Origin of the sequence: Micromonospora sp. NBRC 110037 (assembly GCF_001652995.1) — a bacterium.
GTDB classification, from domain to species: Bacteria; Actinomycetota; Actinomycetes; order Mycobacteriales; family Micromonosporaceae; genus Micromonospora; species Micromonospora chalcea.
In genome coordinates, this window is sequence record NZ_BBVA01000002.1 from 1398581 (window position 1) to 1420595 (window position 22015).

Consider the following 22015-nt stretch of genomic DNA (forward strand, 5'->3'; position numbering starts at 1 on the left):
GTGGTCGTCCGTCGCCGAGGAGGAGCCGCCCCATGGTGATGTCGCCGGACCTGGACCGCGCCGTCGTCCTGGGCGACGAGCAGGCGGCCCGGGGCCATCTGGCCCGGATCTGCTTCAAGACCGGACCGCCCACGCTCGTCGGCGTCGAACTGGAATGGACCGTGCACGACGCCGCGGACCCGGCCCGGCCGGTCGACCGCGAGCGACTACGCAGGGCGCTGGGGCGGCACAGCCCCGTGACGCTCGACCCCACCAGCCCGGCCGACGAGCTCCGGCGCGCGAGCGCCGTGACCGTGGAGCCCGGCGGGCAGGTGGAGATCTCCGCCGCGCCGCGACCGACTGTCGGCGCGCTCGTCCTGGCCACCGAGGCCGACGTCGCCGAGCTGCGGGCCCGGTTGGACGCCGCCGGGCTGGTGCTCGGCCGTAGCGGGATCGACCCCTGGCGGCTGCCGCGACCCGTCGTGGAAACCCCCCGCTACCGGGCCATGCGGTGCGCCTTCGACCGGCGCGGCCCGGCGGGGCGGGCGATGATGTACAGCACGGCGGGCCTGCAGGTCTGCCTCGACGCGGGCGAGCCGGAGCACCTCGCGCAGCGGTGGGCCGCCGCGCACGCCGTCGGCCCGCCGCTGCTGGCCGCCTTCGCCACCGCCGACCGGCACGCGGGCCGGGCCACCGGCTGGGCCTCCGCCCGGATGGCCACCTGGCTGGCCATCGACCCGGCCCGGACCCGTCCGGTGTGGTCGCCCGAACGCGCCGACGAGGATCCGGTGGCCGCCTGGACCGGGTACGCGCTCGCCGCGCCGCTGCTCTGCGTACGCGGCGACGGCCCGGACTGGACCGCGCCGCCGGACGTCACGTTCGCCGACTGGCTGGCCGGCGCGCTGCCCCGGCCGCCCACCACCGACGACCTGGAGTACCACGTCAGCACGCTGTTCCCGCCGGTGCGCCCGCGCGGCTACCTGGAGCTGCGCTACCTGGACGCACAGCCCGGGGCGGCGTGGACCGTGCCGCTGACGGTCCTGGCCGCGCTCTTCGCCGACCCGGCGACCACCCGCGACGCGCTGGCGGCGGCCGCGCCGGTCGCCGACCGGTGGCGCGCGGCGGCCCGGTGCGGACTGGCCGAGCGCCCGCTGGCGACCGCCGCGGCGGCGCTGTTCGACCTGGCCCTGACGGCCCTGCCCCGGCTCGATCTGCCGCCCGCCATCCACGAGGAGACCCACCGAGAGATCCGGCGGCGACGTGCCGCCGCGGAGAGGGGACACCGGTGACCACGACCGAGCGACCGGGCACTGACGCCGAACGACTGCGCGACCGGATCGCCGCGGAGCTGGAGCGGACCCGCGCCCGCACCGCGGCGCTCACCGACGCGGTGGACGACGACGACCTGGTCCGGCAGCACTCCACGCTGATGTCGCCGCTGGTCTGGGACCTGGCGCACGTCGGCAACCAGGAGGAGCTGTGGCTGGTCCGCGACGTCGGCGGCCGCGAACCGGTGCGCCACGACATCGACGACCTCTACGACGCGTTCAAGCAGCCCCGCAAGGACCGCCCGGCGCTGCCGCTGCTGCCGCCGGCCGAGGCGCGCGCCTACGTGCGTACGGTCCGCGACAAGGTGTTCGACCTGCTCGACGGCATCCGCTTCACCGAGCGTCCCCTGGTCGCCGACGGGTTCGCGTTCGGCATGATCGTGCAGCACGAGCAGCAGCACGACGAGACCATGCTCGCCACCCACCAGCTGCGCGCCGGCGCTCCGGTGCTGGACGCGCCGCCACCGCCGGAGCCCCGGTCCCGGGTCGGCGGGGAGGTACGGGTGCCGGCCGGGCCGTTCACGATGGGCACCTCCACCGACCCGTGGGCGCTGGACAACGAGCGCCCGGCGCACACCGTCGACCTGCCCGCGTACCTCATCGACGCCGCGCCGGTCACGAACGGGCAGTACCGCGCGTTCATCGCCGACGGCGGATACGACGAGCCGCGCTGGTGGAGCGAGGCCGGCTGGCGGCACCGGATCGACGCGGAGCTGAGCGCGCCGATGCACTGGCGGCGCGACGGCGACGGCTGGGCGTACCGCCGGTTCGGCCGCTGGTCGGCGGTCCGCGACGACGAGCCGGTGGTGCACGTCTGCTGGTACGAGGCGCAGGCGTACGCGGCGTGGGCCGGCAAGCGGCTGCCCACCGAGGCGGAGTGGGAGAAGGCGGCCCGCTGGGACCCGGCGTCCGGCCGGTCCCGCCGCTACCCGTGGGGCGACGAGGATCCGGGCGCCGAGCACGCCAACCTGGGCCAGCGGCACCTGTGGCCGGCGCCGGTGGGCGCGTACCCGGCGGGCGCGTCGCCGCTGGGCGTGCACCAGCTCGTCGGCGATGTGTGGGAGTGGACCTCGTCGCCGTTCCGCGGGCACCCGGGCTTCACCGCGTTCCCGTACCGGGAGTACTCGGAGGTCTTCTTCGGCGACGACCACAGGGTGCTGCGGGGCGGCTCGTTCGGCACCGACCGGTCCGCCTGCCGGGGCACGTTCCGCAACTGGGACTACCCGATCCGGCGGCAGATCTTCAGCGGTTTCCGCTGCGCCCGTGACGCCGGACCGGAGGAGTGAGCCGGCCCGATGTGCCGTCACCTCGCGTACCTCGGTCCACCCGTGCTCCTGGGCAGCCTGCTGTTCGACCCGCCGTACGGCCTGCTGCGCCAGTCGTGGGCGCCGCGTGACATGCGCGGCGGCGGCACCATAAACGCCGACGGCTTCGGCGTCGCCTGGTACCCGGACGACGGCGACCCGGTCCGGTACCGGCGGGCCCAGCCGATGTGGAGCGACACCACGCTGCCGGAGCTGGCCGCCGTGACGCGGGCGCGGGCGGTGCTGGCGGCGGTCCGGTCCGCCACCGTCGGCATGCCGCTGCACGAGACGGCGGCGGCCCCGTTCGCCGAGGGACGGTGGCTGTTCAGCCACAACGGCGTGGTGCGGGGCTGGCCGGACAGCCTGGTCCCGATCGCCGCCGGCCTGCCCGTGCGCGACCTGATCACGCTCGACGTGCCGACCGACTCGGCGCTGCTGTGGGCGCTGGTCCGGCACCGGCTGCGCGCCGGGGCGCCGCCGGACGAGGCGGTCGCCGACACGGTCGCGGCGGTCGCCGCAGCCGCTCCCGGCTCACGGCTGAACCTGCTGCTCACCGACGGTACGACGGTGGTGGCGAGCACGGGCGGCCACGCGCTGTCGGCGCGTCGCGGGCCGGACTCGGTGCTGCTGGCCTCCGAACCGTTCGACGACGACCCGGCCTGGCAGGCGGTGCCGGACGGCCGGCTCGTGGTGGCGTCCACGGGCCGGTTCGACGTGCGGGAGCTGACCGCCGCCTGACGTTCTTCCCATCACCGGCAGGACAGAGAGGACACCTGATGAGCGCGGAGCCGCTGGAGATCCACCTGGAGGAGCGGGACCTCGACCGTGGGTTGCGGGAGGACGTACGGGTGGGGCTGGCCGCGACGCCGAAGTGGCTGCCGCCGAAGTGGTTCTACGACGCCCGGGGCAGCGAGCTGTTCGAGGAGATCACCCGCCTGCCGGAGTACTACCCGACCCGGGCCGAGCGGGCCGTGCTCGCCGCGCACGCCGACGACGTGGCCACCCTGACCGGCGCGAAGACGCTGATCGAGCTGGGGTCGGGCTCGTCGGAGAAGACCCGCCTGCTGCTGGACGCGTTCACCCGGCACGGCGACCTGGGCACGTTCGTGCCGCTGGACGTGTCGGTGAGCGCGTTGCGCTCCTCCACCGAGCAGATCGCCGCCGCGTACCCGGGGCTGCGGGTGCGGGGGATCGTCGGTGACTTCACCCGCCACCTGGACCGGCTGCCCACCGGCGGCCGGCGCCTGGTCGCGTTCCTCGGCGGCACGATCGGTAACCTGCTGCCGGTGGAGCGGTCCGGGTTCCTCACCGCGATGCGCGCGGCGCTGGAGACCGGCGACTGGCTGCTGATCGGCACCGACCTGGTGAAGGACCCGGCGGTGATCGTGCCCGCGTACGACGACGCGGCGGGCGTGACCGCCGAGTTCAACCGCAACGTGCTCCGGGTGATCAACCGGGAGCTGGGCGCGGACTTCGACGTCGACGCGTTCCGGCACGTGGCGGTCTGGGACCCGGAGCGGGAGTGGATCGAGATGCGGCTGCGCGCCGAGCGCCCGGCGACGGTGCGGGTGCTGGACACCGACGTCGTGTTCGCCGCCGGCGAGGAGCTGCGTACCGAGGTGTCGGCCAAGTTCCGGCCGGAGGGGATCGCGGCCGAGCTGACCGCCGCCGGGTTCACCCGGCAGGCGTTCTGGACCGACCCGGGCGGGCTGTTCGGGGTGAGCCTGGCCCGGGCCGACTGAGTGCCTGGGTGGTCCGGGCCACACCCGCTGACGGGCCCGGCGGGTGATCGGCTAGGCTGGCTGCGCGAAGGGGAGTAGCCCCCAATGTCGTGGTCGACACACTGGTGCGTTCCGCATCCGGCCACGCGGCCCCGGTCTCCGGGGCGGGCGAGACCTTCGACTCAGGCTGTCGCAGCCGGGTCGAGGGCGCCCCCGTTCCTCCTCCCGGCTTGATCGGGAAGGTTCACATGGAGGGTTTCCTCGTCGCGCTGGTGGTCAGCTTCGGCGTGATCTTCGTTGCGGAGCTGGGCGACAAATCCCAGCTCATGGCGCTGACATTCGCCACTCGGTTCAAGACGGTGCCGGTGCTCATCGGCATCACGATCGCCACCGCGATCGTGCACCTGGCCTCGGTGGCCATCGGGTACGGCCTGAACGCCGCGCTGCCCACCGGCTGGATCTCGCTCATCGCCGGCCTGGCGTTCCTCGGATTCGGCGCGTGGACGCTGCGCGGCGACAAGCTGACCGAGGAGGAGAAGCGCAAGGCCGAACGCAGCGGCAAGTCGGCGATCCTCGCGGTGGGTGTGGCGTTCTTCCTGGCCGAGCTGGGCGACAAGACCATGCTCGCCACCATCACGCTGGCCACCAAGTACGGCTGGTTCGGCACCTGGCTCGGGTCGACGCTCGGTATGGTCGCCGCGGACGCGCTGGCGATCCTGGTGGGCCGGATGCTCGGCCGGCACCTGCCGGAGCGGGCGATCCGTTACGGCGCGGCAGTGCTGTTCGCCATCTGCGGCCTGTGGCTGATCTTCGAGGCGGTGGCGGAGCTGAACTGATCGGCCCGTGTCGCGCCGGCCGTTCCCGCTCCGGGGACGGCCGGCGCGACGCGGGTCAGGCGGTTCCGCCCTGGTAGACGTCCGGGATGCCGTCACCGTCGGCGTCCCGGTTCTCCCGTTCGCTGATCCGGCGGTAGACCCGGTTGCGGCGGACCAGCACCACCGAGGCGAGCAGGGCGGAGGTCAGCGAGCCGAGCAGCACCGCCACCTTGACGCCGTCCTCCTCCGGGCTGCCCGTGCCGAACGCGAGCTCGCCGATGAGCAGCGACACGGTGAAGCCGATGCCGGCCAGCAGCGCGAGTCCGAGCAGGTCGGCCCAGGTGATCTCCTCGTCCAGTTCGGCCCGGGTGAACCGGGCGAGCAGGTACGTCGAGCCGAACACGCCGACGACCTTGCCCAGCACGAGTCCGGCGGCGACCGCGAGCACCACCGGGTTGCTGAGCACGCCGCCCACGTCCACGCCGACCAGCGTCACCCCGGCGGCGAAGAAGGCGAAGACCGGTACGGCCAGGCCGGCGGAGACCGGCCGCCAGCGGTGCTCCAGCCGCTCGGCCAGGCCGGGCGAGCCGTCGCGTCCGCGTAGCACGGGCACGGTGAAGCCGAGCAGCACGCCCGCCACCGTGGCGTGCACGCCGGAGGCGTGCACGAGCGTCCAGGCGGTCACGGCCAGCGGGATCAGCGCCCACCACCAGGTGCGGCGCCGCTGCACGAGCAACCCGAACACGGCGATCGGCAGCAGCGCGCCGAGCAGCGGCAGCGGGTGGAAGTCGGCGGTGTAGAACACCGCGATGATGGTGATCGCGAAGAGGTCGTCCACCACCGCGAGGGTGAGCAGGAACGCGCGCAGCCCTTGCGGCAGGTGGGAGCTGACCACGGCGAGCACGGCGAGGGCGAACGCGATGTCGGTGGCGGTGGGGATGGCCCATCCGCGCAGTCCGGCGCCGCCGGCGCTGAGCGTCACCGCCAGGTAGATCAGCGCGGGCGCGACCATGCCGCCGATGGCCGCGATCACCGGCAGCGCGGCCCGGCGGGGGTCACGCAGGTCACCGGCGACGAACTCGCGTTTGAGTTCCAGGCCCACCACGAAGAAGAAGATCGCCAGCAACCCGTCGGCGGCCCAGGTGCGCAGGCTGAGGTCGAGGTGCAGCGCCGCGCCGCCGGGCCAGGGCACCCAGTGGCTCAGTTCCGCGTACCCGGCGCGCCACGGCGAGTTGGCCCAGATCAGCGCGATCACGGCGCCGAGCAGCAGCAGAGCGCCGCCGACCGTCTCGGTGCGCAGCACGTCGGCCAGGAACCGGGCCTCCGGCCAGGAGCGGCGGGAGAGCAGGCGCGACGGAGGTGGGGTGTGGGTCATGCGGCGTCCGTTCGGGAGCTGGGGTCGGCGAATCCATCGCCGACCAGGCTTCCCGGCACACCGGTTCCAAGCCTAATGGCCGCCGGGACCGGCGGCGAGCTGGGCCGGTGGGACGCTCGTCCCATCTCGTGGGCGGGCGTCCCACCGGCTCCGGTCAGCGCTGGCCGGGCAGCGCCGGCAGGGCGGCGCCGGCCGGTTCGCAGAACTCCGCCAGTCGCTTGATCAGCTCGTCCGGTTCCGCGTACGGGTCCAGCGTCCGCACCTCGTCCGGGTCCAGTTCCGGCACCGGGACGTGGGAGATCAGCGGGTGCAGCGGGCGGGTGTCCACCTCGTCCGCGCCGAACAGGTGCTCGTGCAGCTTCTCACCGGGCCGCAGCCCGGTGAAGACGATCTCCACGGGCCGGTCCGCCTCGGCGGCGAGCCGGCGCGCCACGTCCGCGATCCGGACCGGCTCGCCCATGTCGAGCACCAGCGCCTCGCCGCCCCGGCCGATGGTCGCGGCCTGGAGCACCAGGTGCACCGCCTCCTGGACGGTCATGAAGTAGCGGGTGACGTCGGGGTGGGTGACGGTGACCGGCACGCCGGCGCGGATCTGCGCCTGGAACGCGGTGAGCACCGACCCGCGGCTGCTGAGCACGTTGCCGAACCGGACGCTGAGGTAGGTGCCGTTGAGCCGCTGCGCGTGGTACGCGGTGAGCCGCTCGGTGATCCGCTTGGAGTAGCCGAGCACGCTCGCCGGGTTGGCCGCCTTGTCGGTGGAGATGTTCACGAACTGGGCGACGTCCCGGCACGCCTCCAGCACGTTCAGCGTACCCAGGATGTTGGTCTTGATCGCCTCACCGGGATGGCGCTGGAGCAGCGTGAGGTGCTTGAGCGCGGCGGCGTGGAACACCACGTCGGGCTGCCGGTCGGCGATCACCCGGGCGATGCCCTCGGCGTCACGGATGTCGGCCAGGATCAGCTCCGGCCCGTCCAGCAGCGCGCGCCCGTGCAGGGACATCTGCAGCGCGTGCAGCGCCGACTCGTCCCGGTCGAGCATCATCAGCTCGTCCGGCTCGCAGCGGGCGATCTGCCGGCACAGCTCCGAGCCGATCGAGCCGCCGGCGCCGGTCACCAGCACCCGCCGGCCGGCCAGCCCACCCCGCTCCACGCTCAGCTCCGCCACCCGGTGCGCCCGGCCCAGCAGATCGGTGAGCTGGACGTCGCGCACGTCGGTGGCGGCGACCGGCCGGTCGAGCAGCTCGCGCACCGGCGGCAGCACCTTGAACGCCGCCCCGGCCTCCAGGGTCCGGGTACGCACGTCGCGCAGCAGCTGCGGGTCCGAGCCGCTCATCGAGAAGATGACGGTGGTCGCCCCGGTCGCCCGAACGGCGTCGCCGACCTGCTCGCGGCCGCCCAGCACGCGCAGCCCCTCCAGCCGCAGGCCGCGGCTGTCGGCCGCGTCGTCGAGCAGGCCGACCGGCCGGTAGCTGCTGTCGGGATCCTGCAGCAGCACCCGGACGAGCCGCTCGCTGGCCGCGTCCACCCCGTAGACCAGGCAGCGCTCGGCGTTCCGTGGGGCGGGTGGCCGGCGGTCGGCGTGGGCACGCCACAGGCCGCGGGCGGTCGCCATCACCACCAGCGCCACCGTGCCGCCGACGAGCGGCGTGCTGGCCGGTACGGGATGCCGCGTCCACTGCATCACGGCGACGGCGCCGACGGCCGCGACGAGCGCGACGGTGACGGCGAGCCCCTGTGCGTCCCCCGAGCTGCCGATCGGGTAGCGGCCGTAGATCCGGGAGCGCAGCAGCGTGAGCGCGGCGTACAGCGCGGCGCAGGCCAGCGCCAGGCCGAGCGTACGGGCGCTGGCTGCGACGGTCAGGTCGAACTCGTACCTCGTCCAGGCGGCGCCGAGAAATCCTCCGCACCACGCGGCCGTGTCCAGCGTTAACAGGGAAAGGGTGGCGGCGCGGTGGGTGATCCGGCGGTGCGGTCGCACTGCTGTGCTGGCTTCACGATCCATGGGCTGCCCTCTGTGTCCTATCCGGATTGAAAGGATTAGACCTTCTGTGCCTGTTCGGTCGTTTACATTCGTCAAGTCACGTAACGTCGTGAATAGGCGATTCGATCCTGGCACGGGTACGGGTGCTTTTAGGGGGCTTTCGTGCAGTTTCATCGGCAGACCGGCGTGTCGCTAGGGAGGGCGTGATGGACGTTCTCGGCTACCTGCGCCTGGTCCGACGCCACTGGTGGATCGTGTTGGTGACGGTGATGCTCGCCCTGGGCACCGCCGCGCTCGTGACGGTCCGGACGGCGCCTCGGTACGAGGCCTCGGTGACGTTCTTCGTCACCACGCCCAGCCAGGGCGTCACCGACGCCTACCAGGGCAGCCTCTTCCTCCAGCAGCGGGTGAAGTCCTACGGTGACCTGCTCACCAGCGACCGGCTGGCGCAGAGCGTGGTGGCCGACGCGCCGCTGGGTCTCACCGCCGACCAGGTGCGCAGCCGGATCCGGACCGCCAGCACGACCGGCACGGTCCTGCTCAAGGCCACGATCACCGACACCGACCAGACCCGGGCGCTGAAGACCACCGAGACGCTCGCGACGAAGTTCACCGAGCTGGTGCGCAAGGTCGAGACGCCGCCGGACGGCAATGCCCCGCCGATCAAGATCGAGGTCGTCAGCGGTCCCCGGGTGACGTCCAGCCCGGTCTCGCCGCAGCCCACGCGCAACCTGGTCATGGGCGGTGTGCTGGGCCTGCTGCTCGGCGCCGCGCTGGCCGTGCTGCGCGGGCTGGCCGACGTCCGGATGCGCGACGGCGCCGCGCTGCAACGGGTGACCGGCAGCCCGCTGCTCGGCGAGATCCCGTACGAGAACGGCGCGAAGGCGGCGCCGCTGATCGTCGGCGCGGCGGCCACCTCCGCCCGGGCCGAGGCAGTCCGCAAACTGCGCACGAACCTGCGCTTCGTGGACGTGCACGAGCCGGCCCGGGTCATCGCGGTCACGAGCGCGTTGCAGGGCGAGGGGAAGACCACCATGGCCTGCAACACCGCCATCGCGCTGGCCGAGGCGGGCTGGCGGGTGCTGCTCATCGACGCCGACCTGCGCCGCCCGAAGGTGGCCGACTACCTGGGCCTCGACGGCGGCGTCGGCCTCACCGACGTGCTGGTCGGCGACGTCCAGGTCGGTGACGTGGTGCAGCGCTGGGGGGAGAAGTCCCTTCTCGTGCTGCCCAGCGGCGCCACCCCGCCCAACCCGAGCGAGCTGCTCGGCTCGAAGTCCATGGCGGACCTGCTGGTGGCGCTGCGGGACTCGGCGGACATCGTGGTGATCGACACCGCGCCGCTGCTGGCCGTCACCGACGGCGTGGTGGTGGCCGTGCAGGCCGACGGCGCGCTCCTGGTCACCCAGCAGGGCCGGACCTCGCGCAGCCAGGTGGCGGCGGCGGCGAACGCGCTCAGCTCGGTCTCGGTGCGCCTGCTCGGCTGCGTGCTCAACATGGCCAAGGTGGCCAAGTCGGACGCCTACCAGTACGAGGCGTACAAGGTGGTCGTGCCGCCGGCCGCGCCCTCGGTGCCGGCCGACCGGGCCGGCAGCCGCCGGGGCGCCAAGGCCGTCGGGGGCGACCGGACGCAGGAACTCACCCGGCTGTCGCGATGAGCGCGAGCACGGGGCGGATCGACCGCTCGATCTCCTCCGCGCACCGCCGGAAGTCGGCCGGCGAGCCGCCGATCGGGTCGCGCAGGTCGTCCACGTCGGGGGCGGCGGGTTGCAGCCGCCCCCGGGCGCGCACGGCGGCCGACACCGCCGCCCGCAACGGCGTGCCCGCCTCCGCCTCGTCCGCCCGGGCCTCGGTGGCCAGCCGGGCGAACTGCCGGAGCGTGAACGTCCGCGCCAGCGTGGCCGGGGCCATCGCGGTGCAGGCCGAGCGCTGGCGGCGGGTCGCGGTCAGCACCAGCGCCGCTCCGGTCAGGTGCTCGGGGCGCAGCCGCCGGGTGCGGAAGGCCGCCGGGTCCGCGCCGGTCCGGGCGGCCACCTCGACCGCGTACGGGTGCATGGCGGCGCCGTCGATCGCGTCGGTGCCCGCGCTGGCGACCGCCAGCGGCAGACCGGCCAGCATCCGGCGGGCGATGAACTCCGCCATCGGTGACCGGCACATGTTCGCGTGGCAGACGAAGAGGACCTCGTCGACCATCTGCACCCCTCTCGTCGGCACGGTCGCGGCGCAGAGTGCCGCGACGGCGTTCTTCCGGCTGTCGCGGCCGGACGCAGAGGGGTTGCCGGAATCGTACGCGCCGCGCCGCGCGCCCGTCCGGCAAGCCGCGCCGGGAGCGTGGACATGAGGATCGGCATCCTGTCGTACCACTTCCCGCCGGAGCCGGCGTTCGTCCCGGGCAGCCTGGCCGAGGAGCTGGTCGCCCGGGGCCACGAGGTACGGGTGCTCACCGGGTTCCCGGACTATCCGGGTGGCCACGTCTATCCGGGCTGGCGGCAGCGCTGGCGGCACCAGACGCACAGCGAGCGGCTGACCGTACGCCGGGTGCCCCGGTACGCCGGCGGCGACGGCACGCCCCGGGCCCGTACCGCGAGCTGGCTCTCCTTCGCCGGCAGCGCCGCGCTCGCCGGGCGGGGCCTGCTGCGGGGCGTCGACGCGCTCTACGTCTTCGGTCACCCGGCGGTCACGTTCGCGGCGTCCGGGCTGCTGCGGCTGCTCGGCCGTACGCCCACCGTCCTGCACGTGCAGGACGTCTGGACGGAGCACGAGCCGGGCCCGGCACAGAGCGACCGGGCGCCGGCCCGGCTGGAGGCCGCCATGCGCCGCCTCTACCGGGAGGCGACGGTGGTGGCGGTCAGCTCGCCGTCCATGGCGGATCTGGTGCGCGCCCGCGGGGCCGATCCGGCGCGGGTGCGTACGGTGCTCAACTGGACCGACGAACGCATCTTCCGTCCGACCCAGGCCGGTCCGGCCGTCCGCCGGCTCATCCGGCGGGACGACCGTTGCGTGGTGATGCACGCCGGGACGATCGGCGTGCGCCAGGGGCTGGAGACGGCGGTCCGCGCGGCGGCGGCGCTCGGCGACCGGATGGACCTGGTGCTGGTCGGCTCCGGTCCGCAGGAGCGGCGGGTGCGGGGGCTCGCCGCCGAGCTCGGCGCGGACAACGTCCGGTTCGTCGAGCGACGGTCCGCCGTGGACATGCCGCAGCTCTACGCGGCCGCCGACTATCAGCTCGTGGCGCAGCGCGACCTGCCCGAGCTGCGGGGGACCGTGCCCGCCAAGCTCCAGGCCGCGCTCTCCTGTGCCGCGCCGGTGGTCGCCTCCGCCGGTGGGGAGACGGCGGAGCTGGTCGAGCGGGCCCGCGCGGGGCTGTCCTGCCCGCCGGAGGACTGGGCGGCGCTCGCCGACCGCTTCTGGCTGGCCGCCGCCATCCCGACGGCCGCCCGGATCGACATGGGTAGGCGGGGCCGGGGCGCGTACCTGCGGGAGATGTCGATGCGGACCGGCGTGGACCGGATCGAGGCCCTGCTGCAGGAGGCGGCGGGTGTGGCGCCGAAGCGAGCAAAACTCGCAGAAGCGGTGCAAGCCGACAGAGCGGCGGAATAGCCAACTAAAGCTTCCTTTTCCATGCTAGAAAGCATCTCGATTGCGAAAAGTGTCTTATTCGTCTCGTAGGAGGATTTTGTGTCCGGACCCGGTCCTTCGCCCGGCCGCCGACGGCGCTCGCGGCGGCGCCGGCGCGCCCGGGTCCGCCGGATCCTGCTGACCGGGCTGGTCGTCGTCTCGGTGCTGCTCAGCGCCGGTGGCTGGGTGGCGTTCCGGGGCTGGCAGGCCCGCGCCCACCTGGTCAACGCCGCCGGGCTGGCCAAGGAGCTCAGCGCCCAGGTGCTCGACGGCGACGTGGCCCGGGCGCAGCGCACGCTCGCCGCGTTGCAGGAGCAGGCGGCCGCCGCGCGCGGCGCTACCGGGGATCCGGTCTGGTGGGCCGGCCAGCAGGCCCCCTACGCGGGGGACAACCTGGCCGCGGTGCGGCAGATCTCGGTGGCGGTGGACGACCTGGCCCGGCTCGCGTTCCCCACGCTGCTGCGGGTCGACCTCGCCTCGCTGGTGCCGAAGCAGGGCCGGCTGGACCTGGCCCGCCTGCGCGGGGTCTCGGCCGAGGTCACGGCGGCCGACCAGGCGGTCCGGGCCACCGCCGAGCGGTTGCGGCAGGTGCCGGTGGACAGCCTCGTGGCGCAGGTGCGCGACGCGGTCACCGCGCTGCGCGCGGAGCTGGACAGACTGGGCGAGCTGACCTCGGCGGCGGATCGGGGCGCGCGGCTGCTGCCGCCGCTGCTCGGTGCGGACGGGCCACGCAGTTATCTGCTCGTCTCGCAGAATCCGGCCGAGCTGCGCGCCACCGGCGGCATGTTCGGCGCGTACGCGGTGCTGCGGGCCGAGGGCGGCCGGGTCCGGTTGGTCAAGCAGGGCAGCTCGTCGGACCTGCGGTCCTTCGACCCACCGCTCAAGATCGGCGCGGAGGCGAAGCGGCTCTGGGGCGACCTGCCGGGCATCTATCCGGCGGATGTGAACCTCAGCCCGGACTTCCCGGCCGCCGCCGCGCTCTACCGGGACATGGTGCGCCGCCGTACCGGCACCACCGTGGACGGCGTGCTGGCGGTGGACCCCGTGGTCCTGTCGTACCTGCTCGGCGTGGTCGGCCCGGTGACCGTGCCGGACGGGCCTTCGCTGGCCGCCGCCACCGCCGTGCGGACGCTGCTCAGTGACTCGTACCGGGACCTGGACACCAAGGACCAGGACGTGTTCTTCGCCCGGGCCGCGTCCGGCGTGTTCGACACGTTGTTCACCAAGACGGTCGACCCTCGGTCGCTTTTGACCGTTTTTAGTCGTTCCATTAGCGAACGTCGGATATTGTTCTGGAGTGTCCGATCCGATGAGCAGCGCGCGCTGGCCGACACCCGGCTGGCGGGTCAGCTCCCGGAGAAGGACACCGTGCCGACTGTCGGCGTGTTCCTCAACGACGGCAGCGGCGCGAAGCTCGGTTACTACCTCAGGTTCTCGGCCACCGTGACGGTCGGCGAATGCCATCCGGACGGGCGCCGCGAGCTGCGGCTGAAGGTGACGGTGAACTCCACCGCCCCGAAGTCGGGCCTGACCAAGTCGGTGACCGGGCTGGCCCTGTCCGGCGACAAGTACACCGCACGCACCTTCGTCTCCGTCCACACGCCCACCGGGGGCGCCGTCCTCACCGGGCGGCTCGACGGGAGGGACACCGCGATGGGCAGCGGCACCGACGGCCGCCGCCAGGTGGCGGTGGCCAACGTGGAGACCCGCCCGGGGCAGACCCGGACGCTCGACGTCACGGTGCTCACCGGCCAGACCGGCGCCGGGACGGCCGAGCTGGTGCACACGCCCACCGTCACCCCATGGACCACCCAAGTAGTCAACGCACCAAGCTGTGAACAGTAGGAGGGAAACCATCATGCGGCTATCCCGCATCATCATGGCGCTCACGGTGGGCCTGGCCGTAGCGGCCGTGCCGACCGCGGCCGGGGCGGCGCAGCCGCAACCCCCGGTCTACCCGCCCGAGGTCGCGTCGCTGACCGTCTCACCGACGACCATCCGGCTCGGCGAGACGTTCACCCTGCGGGGATCGAACTTCGGGCCGAACGAGACGGTCCGAATCGACGTGGCGATCTCGGGCCTGCCCGCGGCCGCCCCGGCCGACGGTTCCGCGCGACGCAGCGACGGCAGCACGGTGGCGATGGCGCCGGTCGCCTACACGCCCAACCGTGCCCAGCCGCAGCCCGCGCCGACCACGTTCACCGTGACGACCGACGCCAGCGGCAACTTCACCGTGACCTACCGGCCGACCCGGCCCGGGCGGTACACGTTCACCGCCACCGGTCTGACGTCCGGTCGGATCGCCAGCGCCACCGGCACCGTCCTGCCGCCGCGGCCGACCAAGTCCCCGCACCACGGCGGGCTGCCGGTCACCGGTGACAGCATCGGCACGCCGCTGAAGCTCGGTGGGGGCCTCGCCGCCGCCGGCGCGGTGCTGCTGCTGGCCTCCATGGCCTGGCGTCGCCGTCGCCTCGGCTGATCCGGGGCGCGCCGGGAAAGACCCGGCTCGATCGTGAGTGCCCGCCGGACGGAGTCCGGCGGGCACTCACGTGTCCGTGCCACACGACACAATGGGCCATGGACGCGACACCGTGGACCGATCAGGCCGGCCTGCTCACGCTGCCCGGGGGCGCCACCGTCCGCGGGCGGCGAGTCGCCGAGCCCGCCTCGCCCGCCGACTTCGCGCTGCTGCTGGCGCCCGGCCCCGAACCGGAGTGGCCCGCCCGGCGCATCCGCTGGCCCGACTTCTGGATCCCGGCCGACCGCGCCGACGCGCTCGACGCGCTCCGGGAGGCGTGGCGGCGCGCGTACGCGGGCGAGCGGGTCGAGGTGGCCTGCCACGGCGGTGTGGGGCGTACCGGAACCGCGCTCGCCGCCTTCGCCGTACTGGACGGGCTGCCGCCCGCCCGGGCGGTGGCCTGGGTCCGCTCCCGCTACCATCGGCGGGCGGTGGAGACGCCCTGGCAACGATGGTGGTTGCGCGGCGTCCGCTGACTCGCCCGGTCACCGAGCGGGGCCGGGCGATCGGCGCCGCGTCACGGCCCCGGTGAGCCACCCGGCCCTGATCAACGGGCTCGGTATGGTGCCTTCTCATGAGAGCCCGGGTCCTGGCCGCCGTCACCGCCGTCACCCTGCTCGCCGCCGGGACACCCGCACCGGCGCCGGCCGCCCCCGGGACGGCCCCCGCGCCCGGCGCCACCGTGCCCTGCCCCCGGCAGCCCGCGCCGAAGGTGAGCCGGCCGCCCCGCCCGACGCCGCCGGCCACGACACCCGAACAGGCGGCGGTGGGCGGGGAGGCGCTGGCCGGCGCCGGACTGGTCGCGCCGCCGGGCAGCCCCGCGCCCCCGGCGGTCACCGCCAGCACCTGGCTCGTGGCGGACCTGGACACCGGCGCCGTTCTGGGCGCGTGCGGGGCGCACGTCCCCGGCACGCCGGCCAGCACCCAGAAACTGCTGCTGGCCGCCACCATGCTGAGCCGGCTCGACCCGAAGCAGGTGGCCGTCGCGACCCGCGCCGACCTCGACATCGAACCGGGCAGCTCGGCCGTCGGGCTGCTCGTCGGTGGCCGCTACAGCGTGGAGACGCTCTGGCTGGGCCTGCTCCTGCAGTCCGGCAACGACGCGGCGAACATGCTGGCCCGTCTCGGCGCCGGCAGCACGCAGGCCGGCGTCGCCGAGATGAACGCGCAGGCCCGCCGGCTCGGCGCCGGGCAGACCCACGCGGTCACCCCGTCCGGACTGGACGGCCCCGGGCAGTTCACCACCGCGTACGACCTGGCGCTGATCGCGCGGGCCTGCTTCGCCGACGCCGCGTTCCGCCGGTACGCGCTCACCGAACGCACACAGATCCCGGCCCAGCCCGCCCTAAAGAAGGGCGGGTTCCAGATCCAGAACGAGAACCAGCTGATCTACCGCTATCCGGGCGCGCTCGGCGGCAAGACCGGTTTCACCGAGCTGGCCCGGCACAGTTACGTCGGCGCCGCGCAACGCGGCGGACGCCGTCTCGTGGTGACGCTGCTCGGCGCCGAGGCCCGGCCGGTACGCGGCTGGCAGCAGGGCGCCCAGCTGCTCGACTGGGGCTTCGGGCTGCCCCGGGACGCCTCGGTCGGCCGGCTGGTGGAGCCGGGTGAGGGGGACGCCGAGGCGGCGGAACCCCGTAACGCTCCCGCAGCCGCGCCGGCCCGTACCGTCTCGCCGCCGTGGCGGGGGCCGGCCGGCACCGCGCTGCGCCGCGTCGGCGAGGGGGACTGGCGGATGATCGTGCCGCTCGCCGGTCTGCTCGCCCTCACCGTCGGCGGGGTGGCGGCGGTGCTCGCCGCCCGCCGGGGCCGGTCCCGCCGCCGCGGACGCCGCCGCGCCTGAACCCGGCGTCCCGGCGGGTCGCGTGGACACCGATTCCGTGGGTATGCGCCCGGCATGGAGCACCCGGGCCGGATCGTGGTGGTCTCGGCGGACATCGGCGCCGGACACGACCGGGCCGCTGACGAGCTGGCGCAACGGCTGCGTGCGCGGGGCTTCGCGGTGGACCGGCTGAACCTTCTGCACCTGCTGCCCCGCCCGCTGCACCGGGCGGTGCGCGAGACGTACCGGGGGGTGCTGCACCGGCTCCCGTGGGGCTACCACGCGCTGTTCCGGCTGACCGGCAGCTCACCGACGGCCGTACGCGCGATCCGCGCGCTGCTGAGGCCGTTGCGCCGTCGCCTGCGCCGCCGCATCCCGTCCGACACCCGGGCCGTGGTCACCACCTATCCGTTCGCCAACCAGCTCCTCGGCCCGTTGCGGCGGCACGGGCGGCTCCGTGTCCCGGTGATCACCTACGTGACCGATTTCGTGGTGCACCCGACCTGGCTCGCGCCGGGCGTGGACGTGTACTGCGCGGTCCGCCACGCCGAGACGCGCCAGGCCGACGCCGCCGACGTCACGGTGGTGCAGCCGCTGGTGTCCCGCGCCTTCGCCCGGCCCGGCCCGGAGGACCGGCAGCGGGCCCGTCAGCGGTTCGGCCTCCCGGCCGACGGTGTGCTCGCGCTTGTCGTCGCGGGCTCCTGGGGCGCCGGCGAGGTGCCGGCGACGGTGGCCGAGGTCGCCGCGGCGGGTGTCCGCCCGGTGGTGGTGTGCGGGCACAACGCGGCGCTGCGCCGCCGGCTGCACGGCGCCGGCCGGTACGTGCTGGGCTGGGTCGACGACATGCCGGCACTGATGCGCGCCGTCGACGTGATGGTGGAGAACGCCGGCGGGCTCACCTGCCAGGAGGCGCTGGCGGCCGGGCTGCCGGTGGTCACGTACCGGCCCATCGCCGGACACGGGCGTGCGAACGCCGCGATCCTGGCCCGCGCCGGCCTGAGCCGGTGGGCGGGCACACCGCAGCAGCTCGGACCGGTGCTCGCGGCGGTGATCGGGACTTCACCGGTGGTCCCGTCCCACGACGACGTGTCCCAGGACCCGGCCGGCCTGGTCGCCGAGGCGGCTCGCCGGGCGCCGCCCGCGGGTTCGGCCGGCACGCGCCGCCCGCTGCTGGACCCGGTCGGCGACGCGGTCGCCGTACTCGCCGCGATGCTGCAGTCCACCGGCGGTCTGCGATGAGAGCGGCGACCCTGGCCCGGGCCGCCGCGCTCGCGCTGCCGGTGCTGCAGGTGGCGCCGTCGGTCACGGCGCTGCCCGCCGTGCGGCGGCGGTGGCTGCCCGGCCTGCACGGAATCGGGGCGCCCGACCGGGTCGCGCTGACCTTCGACGACGGCCCGGACCCGGAGTCCACCGGCCACGTCCTGGACGTGCTGGCGGCGCACCGGGTCCGGGCCACGTTCTTCGTGCTCGGCGCGATGCTGCGGCGCAACCCGGCGCTGGGCCGCCGGCTGGTCGACGACGGCCACGAGGTGGCCGTGCACGGCTGGACGCACGACAACCTGCTGCTGCGCGGCCCGGCCCGCACCGTCCGGGACCTGACCCGCGCGTACGACCTGGTCACGGACGTGACCGGCCGTGCGCCCCGGTTCCTGCGACCGCCGTACGGCGTGCTCACCGCCGCGGCGCTCACGGCCGCCCGGCGGCTGCGTCTGCGGCCGGTGCTGTGGAGCTGCTGGGGGCGGGACTGGACCGCCACGGCCACCGCCGACACGGTCGCGCGAACCGTCCTGTCCGGGCTGGAGGGAGGCGGCACGATCCTGCTGCACGACTCCTCCCGTACCGCCGCGCCGGGCGCCTGGCGGGCCGGTGTCGCCGCGCTTCCGCGCGTGCTGGCCGAGTGCCGTCGCCACGGATGGCACGTCGGCCCGCTCAGCGGTCACGGGCTGCCCGCGCGCTGATCCGGGCACGGGCGGGGGAGCCTACCGCGTGGCCCCGGCGCCGGGGCCCGAATCCCGGAGCCGGTGACCCGTTCGGGTCGGCGTGGCTAGCGTCCGGGTCATGAGGACCTGGGGATCCTTCGTGGCGCTGGCCGCCGCCCTGCTGGTGCCGGTGTCGGCGACGCCCGCGGTGGCGGGCGTCCGCGCGCCCGTACGCCGGATGCCGGCCGCGCCGCCCTGCCCGAACGTGCCGCCCCCGTCGACCCGGCCGCCGCAGCCGCCGCCCGCGCCCGATCCGGCCGCGCGGGCCGTCGGCGGCGCGGCGCTGGACACCGCCGGGCTGGTCGTCCCGCCCGCGTCGACCGCGCCGCCGCCGGTCACCGCCACCTCCTGGGTGGTCGCCGACCTGGACAGCGGCGCGGTGCTCGGCGGCTGCGGGCCGCACGAGTACGCGGTGCCCGCGAGCGTGCAGAAGCTGCTGCTGGCGGCCACGATGCTGCCCCGGCTGGACCCGAACCGGGAGGTCACCGTGACCGCCGGGGATCTGGCCGTGGAACCGGGCAGCTCGGCGGTCGGGCTGGTCGAGGGCGGGCGGTACCGGATCGAGACGATCTGGCTGGGACTGCTGCTGCGTTCCGGCAACGAGGCGGCGAACGCGCTGGCCCGCCTCGGCGGCGGCCCGGACGGGCTGGCCGGCGGGGTGCGGGCGATGAACGAGGAGGCGCACCGGCTCGGCGCGCGGCAGACCCACGCGGTCACCCCGTCCGGGCTGGACGGTCCGGGCCAGTTCACCAGCGCGTACGACCTGGCGCTCATCGCGCGGGCGTGCTTCGCGAACCCGGCCTTCCGCCGGTACGCCGCCACCCGTACGGCGCAGATCCCGGCCCAGCCGGCGCTGCGCAAGAAGGCGTTCGCGATCTCCAACGACAACATGCTGCTGGACCAGTACCCGGGCGCGATCGGCGGCAAGACCGGCTTCACCGACCTGGCCCGGCACACCTACGTCGGCGCCGCCGAGCGCGGCGGGCGGCGGCTCGTGGTCACGCTGCTCGGCGCCGAGGTGACCAGCCAGCGGGGCTGGCAGCAGGGCGCCGCGCTGCTGGACTGGGGATTCGCGCAGCCTCGGGACGCCTCGGTCGGGCGGCTGGTCGAGCCGGGTGAGCTGGACCGGACCGCGCCACCGGCGGGCGGCGGGGCGTCGGCCCTGGCCGGGCACGCCGACCTGCGTGGCGGCGCGCCGGGCCCCGGCGCCGCGCCCAGCGCCGGTGTGACGGTGGCGGTGGGCGCGGTGCTGACGGCCGGGGGAGCGGTGCTGCTGGCACGGCGGCGCCGGCACGCCGCGGCGGCCGCCGCCACCATGTCGACCGGGTCGGTTCTGCGCGAGCCGGAAATTCCGGAACAAGACTGAAAGTGGCGGTCCGGGTCAGCGGCAGGCGGGCGCCGCGGTGCTGTCGCGCACCACCAGTTCGGTGGCCAGTTCGACCCGGGGCGAGTCGATCTCCTCACCCTGGGCCAGCCGCAGCACGGTACGCGCGGCGAGCCGCCCCATCTCGACGAGGGGCTGGCGGACGGTGGTCAGCGGCGGTGAGGCCCACCGTGCCTCGGGCAGGTCGTCGAAGCCCACCACGCTCACGTCGTCGCAGACCCGCAGTCCGCGCCGGCGCACCGCCTCGTACACCCCGAACGCCATCTGGTCGCTCGCCGCGAAGATGGCCGTCGGCGGCTCGTCGAGGTCGAGCAGCGCACCACCGGCGGTGAACCCGGAGGCGTGGTAGAAGTCGCCGGGCTGCACCAGCCGGTCGTCGGCGGCCACACCGGCGGCGGCCAGCGCGGCCCGGTAGCCGTCCAGCCGGGCTCGGCTGCACAGCAGGTGCGGCGGGCCGGCCACGAAACCGATCCGCCGGTGGCCGAGCTTGAGCAGGTGCTCGGTGGCGGCCAGGCCGCCGGTCCAGTTGGTGGCGCCGATCGCCGGCACGTCGGTGGCGGCCACGCCGGCGGCCGGGTCGACCACCACCACCGGCACGTTGAGGCGGCGCAACTGGGCCTGCACGGCCGGGCTCAGGTGCGAGGTCACCACGATCACGCCGTCGGACGCGCGGGCGCGCAGGTTGTGCAGCCACTGCCGGGTGGAGCTGGACTCGCGGTGGATCGCCGAGACGACGGTGCCCACCCCGGCGGCGTGACTGACGTCCTCCACGCCGCGGATGATCTCCACGGCCCAAGGGCTGTCCAGGTCGTTGAAGACCAGGTCGACCAGGTCCGCCCGGCGCACCGTACGGCTGCCCCGGCGCCGGTAGCCGTGGTGGCGCAGCAGCTCCTCGACCCGTTCCCGCGTGTCCGGCGCGACGTCGGACCGCCCGTTGAGCACGCGCGACACGGTCGGGACCGAGACGCCGGCCTCCCGTGCGATCGCGGTGATGGTCACCCTGCGTTCGTCGTCCGCGCTCACCCGTGTTCCCTTCGCCGGCTGCCGGAACCGACCGGTAGACCGTCCCGCCCCACGCACATCTTGCCGTACGCAGAGGGCTTGACGACAGGCCGGACCGGCCCTAGCGTTCGCACGAGTTGCGGAAACGTTCCGGAAATGCGCCAGTCATCTTCCGGCGGCTCGCCGTCCACCCCCGACGAACGACGAGGAAGACCGAGGCGTGCTCACCGACCTGACCGAGGCCGAACTCCGTACCTACCGCAGCGACCTGCACGAGCCTGCCGACTTCGACGCCTTCTGGGCTGACACTCTCGCACAGGCGCGCTCGTGCGGCGACCCCGTGACGGCGACCCCGCTGCCGACGCCGCTGACCGGTGTCGACGTCTTCGACGTGACCTTCCCCGGCTTCGCCGGACAGCCGATCCGCGCGTGGCTGCGGGCACCGCGCGGCGCGTCCGGCCCGCTGCCCACGATCGTGCAGTACGTCGGGTACGGCGGCGGGCGCGGCCACGCGCTGGAGAACCTGCTCTGGTCCGCGGCCGGCTTCGCCCACCTCCAGATGGACACCCGTGGCCAGGGCTCGGGGTGGAGCCGGGGCGACACCCCGGACGTGGCCGCCGCCGGGCCGCAGGCCCCGGGCATGGCCACCCGGGGCATCGAGGACCCGAACAAGTACTACTACCGTCGTTTCCTCACCGACGCGGTCCGCGCCGTGGACGCCGCGCGTGAGCTGCCGGCAGTCGACCCGGACCGGATCGCCGTTCTCGGTCACAGCCAGGGCGGGGCCGCAGCGCTCGCGGCCGCCGCGCTGGCGCCCTCGGTACGCGCGGCGGTGGCGTACGTGCCGTTCCTCTGCGACATCCCGCGCGCGATCACGATCACCGACTCCGCGCCGTTCCGGGAGATCCGGGACTACCTCGCCGTGCACCGCGACCGCGAGGAGCAGACGCTGCGCACGCTCGGCTACGTCGACGGCGTCGCGTTCGCCCGCCGCGCCACCGCGCCGGCCCGGTTCTCCGTCGCGCTGATGGACGAGATCGTCCCGCCGTCCACGGTCTACGCCGCCTACCACGACTACCGGGGCGACAAGGACCTGACGGTGTGGCGGTTCAACGGCCACGAGGCGGGCGGCATCGACGACGACGCCGCCGCTGTGGACTTCCTGCGTACCGTCCTGGGCGCCTGACCA

At 74.7% G+C, this 22015-nt stretch carries 19 protein-coding genes; 15 read left to right on the forward strand and 4 right to left on the reverse strand.

Features of this window, described 5'->3' with window-relative positions:
• Nucleotides 1-32: 32 nt before the first annotated feature.
• The 5 genes from egtA to A4R25_RS05330 all read left to right on the forward strand — a co-directional run bounded on the left by egtA (nucleotide 33) and on the right by A4R25_RS05330 (nucleotide 5168).
• Nucleotides 33-1268, forward strand: coding sequence for an ergothioneine biosynthesis glutamate--cysteine ligase EgtA (gene egtA, locus A4R25_RS05310; RefSeq protein ID WP_064445809.1), 1236 nt, complete (start codon nucleotides 33-35; stop codon nucleotides 1266-1268).
• Entirely contained in the window at nucleotides 1265-2593 is a 1329-nt protein-coding gene (gene egtB / locus A4R25_RS05315; protein WP_064445810.1) for an ergothioneine biosynthesis protein EgtB, read from the forward strand. Before egtA ends, egtB begins: the two co-directional genes overlap by 4 nt.
• Before the next feature lie 9 nt (nucleotides 2594-2602).
• Nucleotides 2603-3349 (forward strand): ergothioneine biosynthesis protein EgtC, encoded by a 747-nt coding sequence (gene egtC, locus A4R25_RS05320; RefSeq protein WP_064445811.1) that lies wholly within the window; start codon nucleotides 2603-2605, stop codon nucleotides 3347-3349.
• 38 nt (nucleotides 3350-3387) lie between these two features.
• Entirely contained in the window at nucleotides 3388-4353 is a 966-nt protein-coding gene (gene egtD, locus A4R25_RS05325; RefSeq protein ID WP_043323718.1) for an L-histidine N(alpha)-methyltransferase, read from the forward strand.
• Between the two features lie 227 nt (nucleotides 4354-4580).
• Nucleotides 4581-5168, forward strand: coding sequence for a TMEM165/GDT1 family protein (locus tag A4R25_RS05330; RefSeq protein ID WP_043323720.1), 588 nt, complete (start codon nucleotides 4581-4583; stop codon nucleotides 5166-5168).
• Nucleotides 5169-5223: 55 nt separating this feature from the next.
• On the opposite strand, the gene nhaA is transcribed toward A4R25_RS05330, so the two are convergent.
• Both nhaA and A4R25_RS05340 read right to left on the reverse strand, forming a co-directional pair.
• Nucleotides 5224-6522 carry a Na+/H+ antiporter NhaA gene (nhaA, locus tag A4R25_RS05335; protein ID WP_064445812.1) on the reverse strand — a complete coding sequence of 433 codons (1299 nt, stop codon included), beginning with the start codon at nucleotides 6520-6522 and terminating at the stop codon, nucleotides 5224-5226.
• Nucleotides 6523-6676: 154 nt separating this feature from the next.
• Nucleotides 6677-8524: a nucleoside-diphosphate sugar epimerase/dehydratase gene (locus A4R25_RS05340; protein WP_064445813.1), complete on the reverse strand. Its 1848-nt coding sequence runs from the start codon at nucleotides 8522-8524 to the stop codon at nucleotides 6677-6679.
• Between the two features lie 185 nt (nucleotides 8525-8709).
• Here A4R25_RS05340 and A4R25_RS05345 point away from each other — a divergent pair, with 185 nt between their 5' ends.
• Entirely contained in the window at nucleotides 8710-10161 is a 1452-nt protein-coding gene (locus tag A4R25_RS05345) for a polysaccharide biosynthesis tyrosine autokinase (RefSeq protein ID WP_043323724.1), read from the forward strand.
• Here A4R25_RS05345 and A4R25_RS05350 read toward each other — a convergent pair.
• Nucleotides 10142-10696 (reverse strand): protein-tyrosine-phosphatase, encoded by a 555-nt coding sequence (locus A4R25_RS05350; protein ID WP_043330096.1) that lies wholly within the window; start codon nucleotides 10694-10696, stop codon nucleotides 10142-10144. The genes A4R25_RS05345 and A4R25_RS05350 overlap by 20 nt on opposite strands.
• A gap of 144 nt (nucleotides 10697-10840) precedes the next feature.
• On the opposite strand from A4R25_RS05350, the gene A4R25_RS05355 reads away from it, so the two are divergent.
• The 8 genes from A4R25_RS05355 to A4R25_RS05390 all read left to right on the forward strand — a co-directional run bounded on the left by A4R25_RS05355 (nucleotide 10841) and on the right by A4R25_RS05390 (nucleotide 19806).
• Nucleotides 10841-12103 carry a glycosyltransferase family 4 protein gene (locus tag A4R25_RS05355; protein WP_064445814.1) on the forward strand — a complete coding sequence of 421 codons (1263 nt, stop codon included), beginning with the start codon at nucleotides 10841-10843 and terminating at the stop codon, nucleotides 12101-12103.
• Nucleotides 12104-12181: 78 nt separating this feature from the next.
• Nucleotides 12182-13966 (forward strand): DUF4012 domain-containing protein, encoded by a 1785-nt coding sequence (locus tag A4R25_RS05360; protein ID WP_064445815.1) that lies wholly within the window; start codon nucleotides 12182-12184, stop codon nucleotides 13964-13966.
• A 13-nt stretch (nucleotides 13967-13979) separates the two neighbouring features.
• On the forward strand, nucleotides 13980-14600 hold the full coding sequence (locus tag A4R25_RS05365) for a hypothetical protein (RefSeq protein WP_043323730.1): 621 nt from the start codon (nucleotides 13980-13982) through the stop codon (nucleotides 14598-14600).
• Nucleotides 14601-14698: 98 nt separating this feature from the next.
• A complete protein-coding gene (locus A4R25_RS05370; RefSeq protein ID WP_030499976.1) occupies nucleotides 14699-15115 on the forward strand; it encodes a protein-tyrosine phosphatase family protein in 417 nt (138 codons plus the stop codon).
• Between the two features lie 98 nt (nucleotides 15116-15213).
• Nucleotides 15214-16482 (forward strand): D-alanyl-D-alanine carboxypeptidase family protein, encoded by a 1269-nt coding sequence (locus tag A4R25_RS05375; protein ID WP_064445816.1) that lies wholly within the window; start codon nucleotides 15214-15216, stop codon nucleotides 16480-16482.
• Between the two features lie 54 nt (nucleotides 16483-16536).
• On the forward strand, nucleotides 16537-17700 hold the full coding sequence (locus tag A4R25_RS05380; protein ID WP_064445817.1) for a glycosyltransferase: 1164 nt from the start codon (nucleotides 16537-16539) through the stop codon (nucleotides 17698-17700).
• Nucleotides 17697-18419 carry a polysaccharide deacetylase family protein gene (locus tag A4R25_RS05385; RefSeq protein WP_064445818.1) on the forward strand — a complete coding sequence of 241 codons (723 nt, stop codon included), beginning with the start codon at nucleotides 17697-17699 and terminating at the stop codon, nucleotides 18417-18419. Before A4R25_RS05380 ends, A4R25_RS05385 begins: the two co-directional genes overlap by 4 nt.
• A 100-nt stretch (nucleotides 18420-18519) precedes the next feature.
• Entirely contained in the window at nucleotides 18520-19806 is a 1287-nt protein-coding gene (locus A4R25_RS05390; protein WP_064445819.1) for a D-alanyl-D-alanine carboxypeptidase family protein, read from the forward strand.
• A gap of 15 nt (nucleotides 19807-19821) precedes the next feature.
• Here the strand turns inward: A4R25_RS05390 and A4R25_RS05395 are convergent, their stop codons facing one another.
• A complete protein-coding gene (locus tag A4R25_RS05395; protein WP_043323734.1) occupies nucleotides 19822-20847 on the reverse strand; it encodes a LacI family DNA-binding transcriptional regulator in 1026 nt (341 codons plus the stop codon).
• Between the two features lie 199 nt (nucleotides 20848-21046).
• Here A4R25_RS05395 and A4R25_RS05400 point away from each other — a divergent pair, with 199 nt between their 5' ends.
• Nucleotides 21047-22012, forward strand: a complete 966-nt coding sequence (locus tag A4R25_RS05400) for an acetylxylan esterase (protein WP_043323736.1) — start codon at nucleotides 21047-21049, stop codon at nucleotides 22010-22012.
• Nucleotides 22013-22015: the final 3 nt, after the last annotated feature.

Bases quoted from the DNA above. Each gene is read 5' to 3' on its own strand.
- A4R25_RS05380 (WP_064445817.1), top strand. From the start codon at position 16,537: ATGGAGCACCCGGGCCGGATCGTGGTGGTCTCGGCGGACATCGGCGCC.
- A4R25_RS05330 (WP_043323720.1), top strand. From the start codon at position 4,581: ATGGAGGGTTTCCTCGTCGCGCTGGTGGTCAGCTTCGGCGTGATCTTC.
- A4R25_RS05370 (WP_030499976.1), top strand. From the start codon at position 14,699: ATGGACGCGACACCGTGGACCGATCAGGCCGGCCTGCTCACGCTGCCC.
- A4R25_RS05365 (WP_043323730.1), top strand. From the start codon at position 13,980: ATGCGGCTATCCCGCATCATCATGGCGCTCACGGTGGGCCTGGCCGTA.
- A4R25_RS05390 (WP_064445819.1), top strand. From the start codon at position 18,520: ATGAGGACCTGGGGATCCTTCGTGGCGCTGGCCGCCGCCCTGCTGGTG.
- A4R25_RS05345 (WP_043323724.1), top strand. From the start codon at position 8,710: ATGGACGTTCTCGGCTACCTGCGCCTGGTCCGACGCCACTGGTGGATC.
- nhaA (WP_064445812.1), bottom strand. From the start codon at position 6,522: ATGACCCACACCCCACCTCCGTCGCGCCTGCTCTCCCGCCGCTCCTGG.
- A4R25_RS05350 (WP_043330096.1), bottom strand. From the start codon at position 10,696: ATGGTCGACGAGGTCCTCTTCGTCTGCCACGCGAACATGTGCCGGTCA.
- egtD (WP_043323718.1), top strand. From the start codon at position 3,388: ATGAGCGCGGAGCCGCTGGAGATCCACCTGGAGGAGCGGGACCTCGAC.
- egtA (WP_064445809.1), top strand. From the start codon at position 33: ATGGTGATGTCGCCGGACCTGGACCGCGCCGTCGTCCTGGGCGACGAG.
- A4R25_RS05385 (WP_064445818.1), top strand. From the start codon at position 17,697: ATGAGAGCGGCGACCCTGGCCCGGGCCGCCGCGCTCGCGCTGCCGGTG.
- A4R25_RS05375 (WP_064445816.1), top strand. From the start codon at position 15,214: ATGAGAGCCCGGGTCCTGGCCGCCGTCACCGCCGTCACCCTGCTCGCC.
- A4R25_RS05340 (WP_064445813.1), bottom strand. From the start codon at position 8,524: ATGGATCGTGAAGCCAGCACAGCAGTGCGACCGCACCGCCGGATCACC.
- A4R25_RS05355 (WP_064445814.1), top strand. From the start codon at position 10,841: ATGAGGATCGGCATCCTGTCGTACCACTTCCCGCCGGAGCCGGCGTTC.
- egtC (WP_064445811.1), top strand. From the start codon at position 2,603: ATGTGCCGTCACCTCGCGTACCTCGGTCCACCCGTGCTCCTGGGCAGC.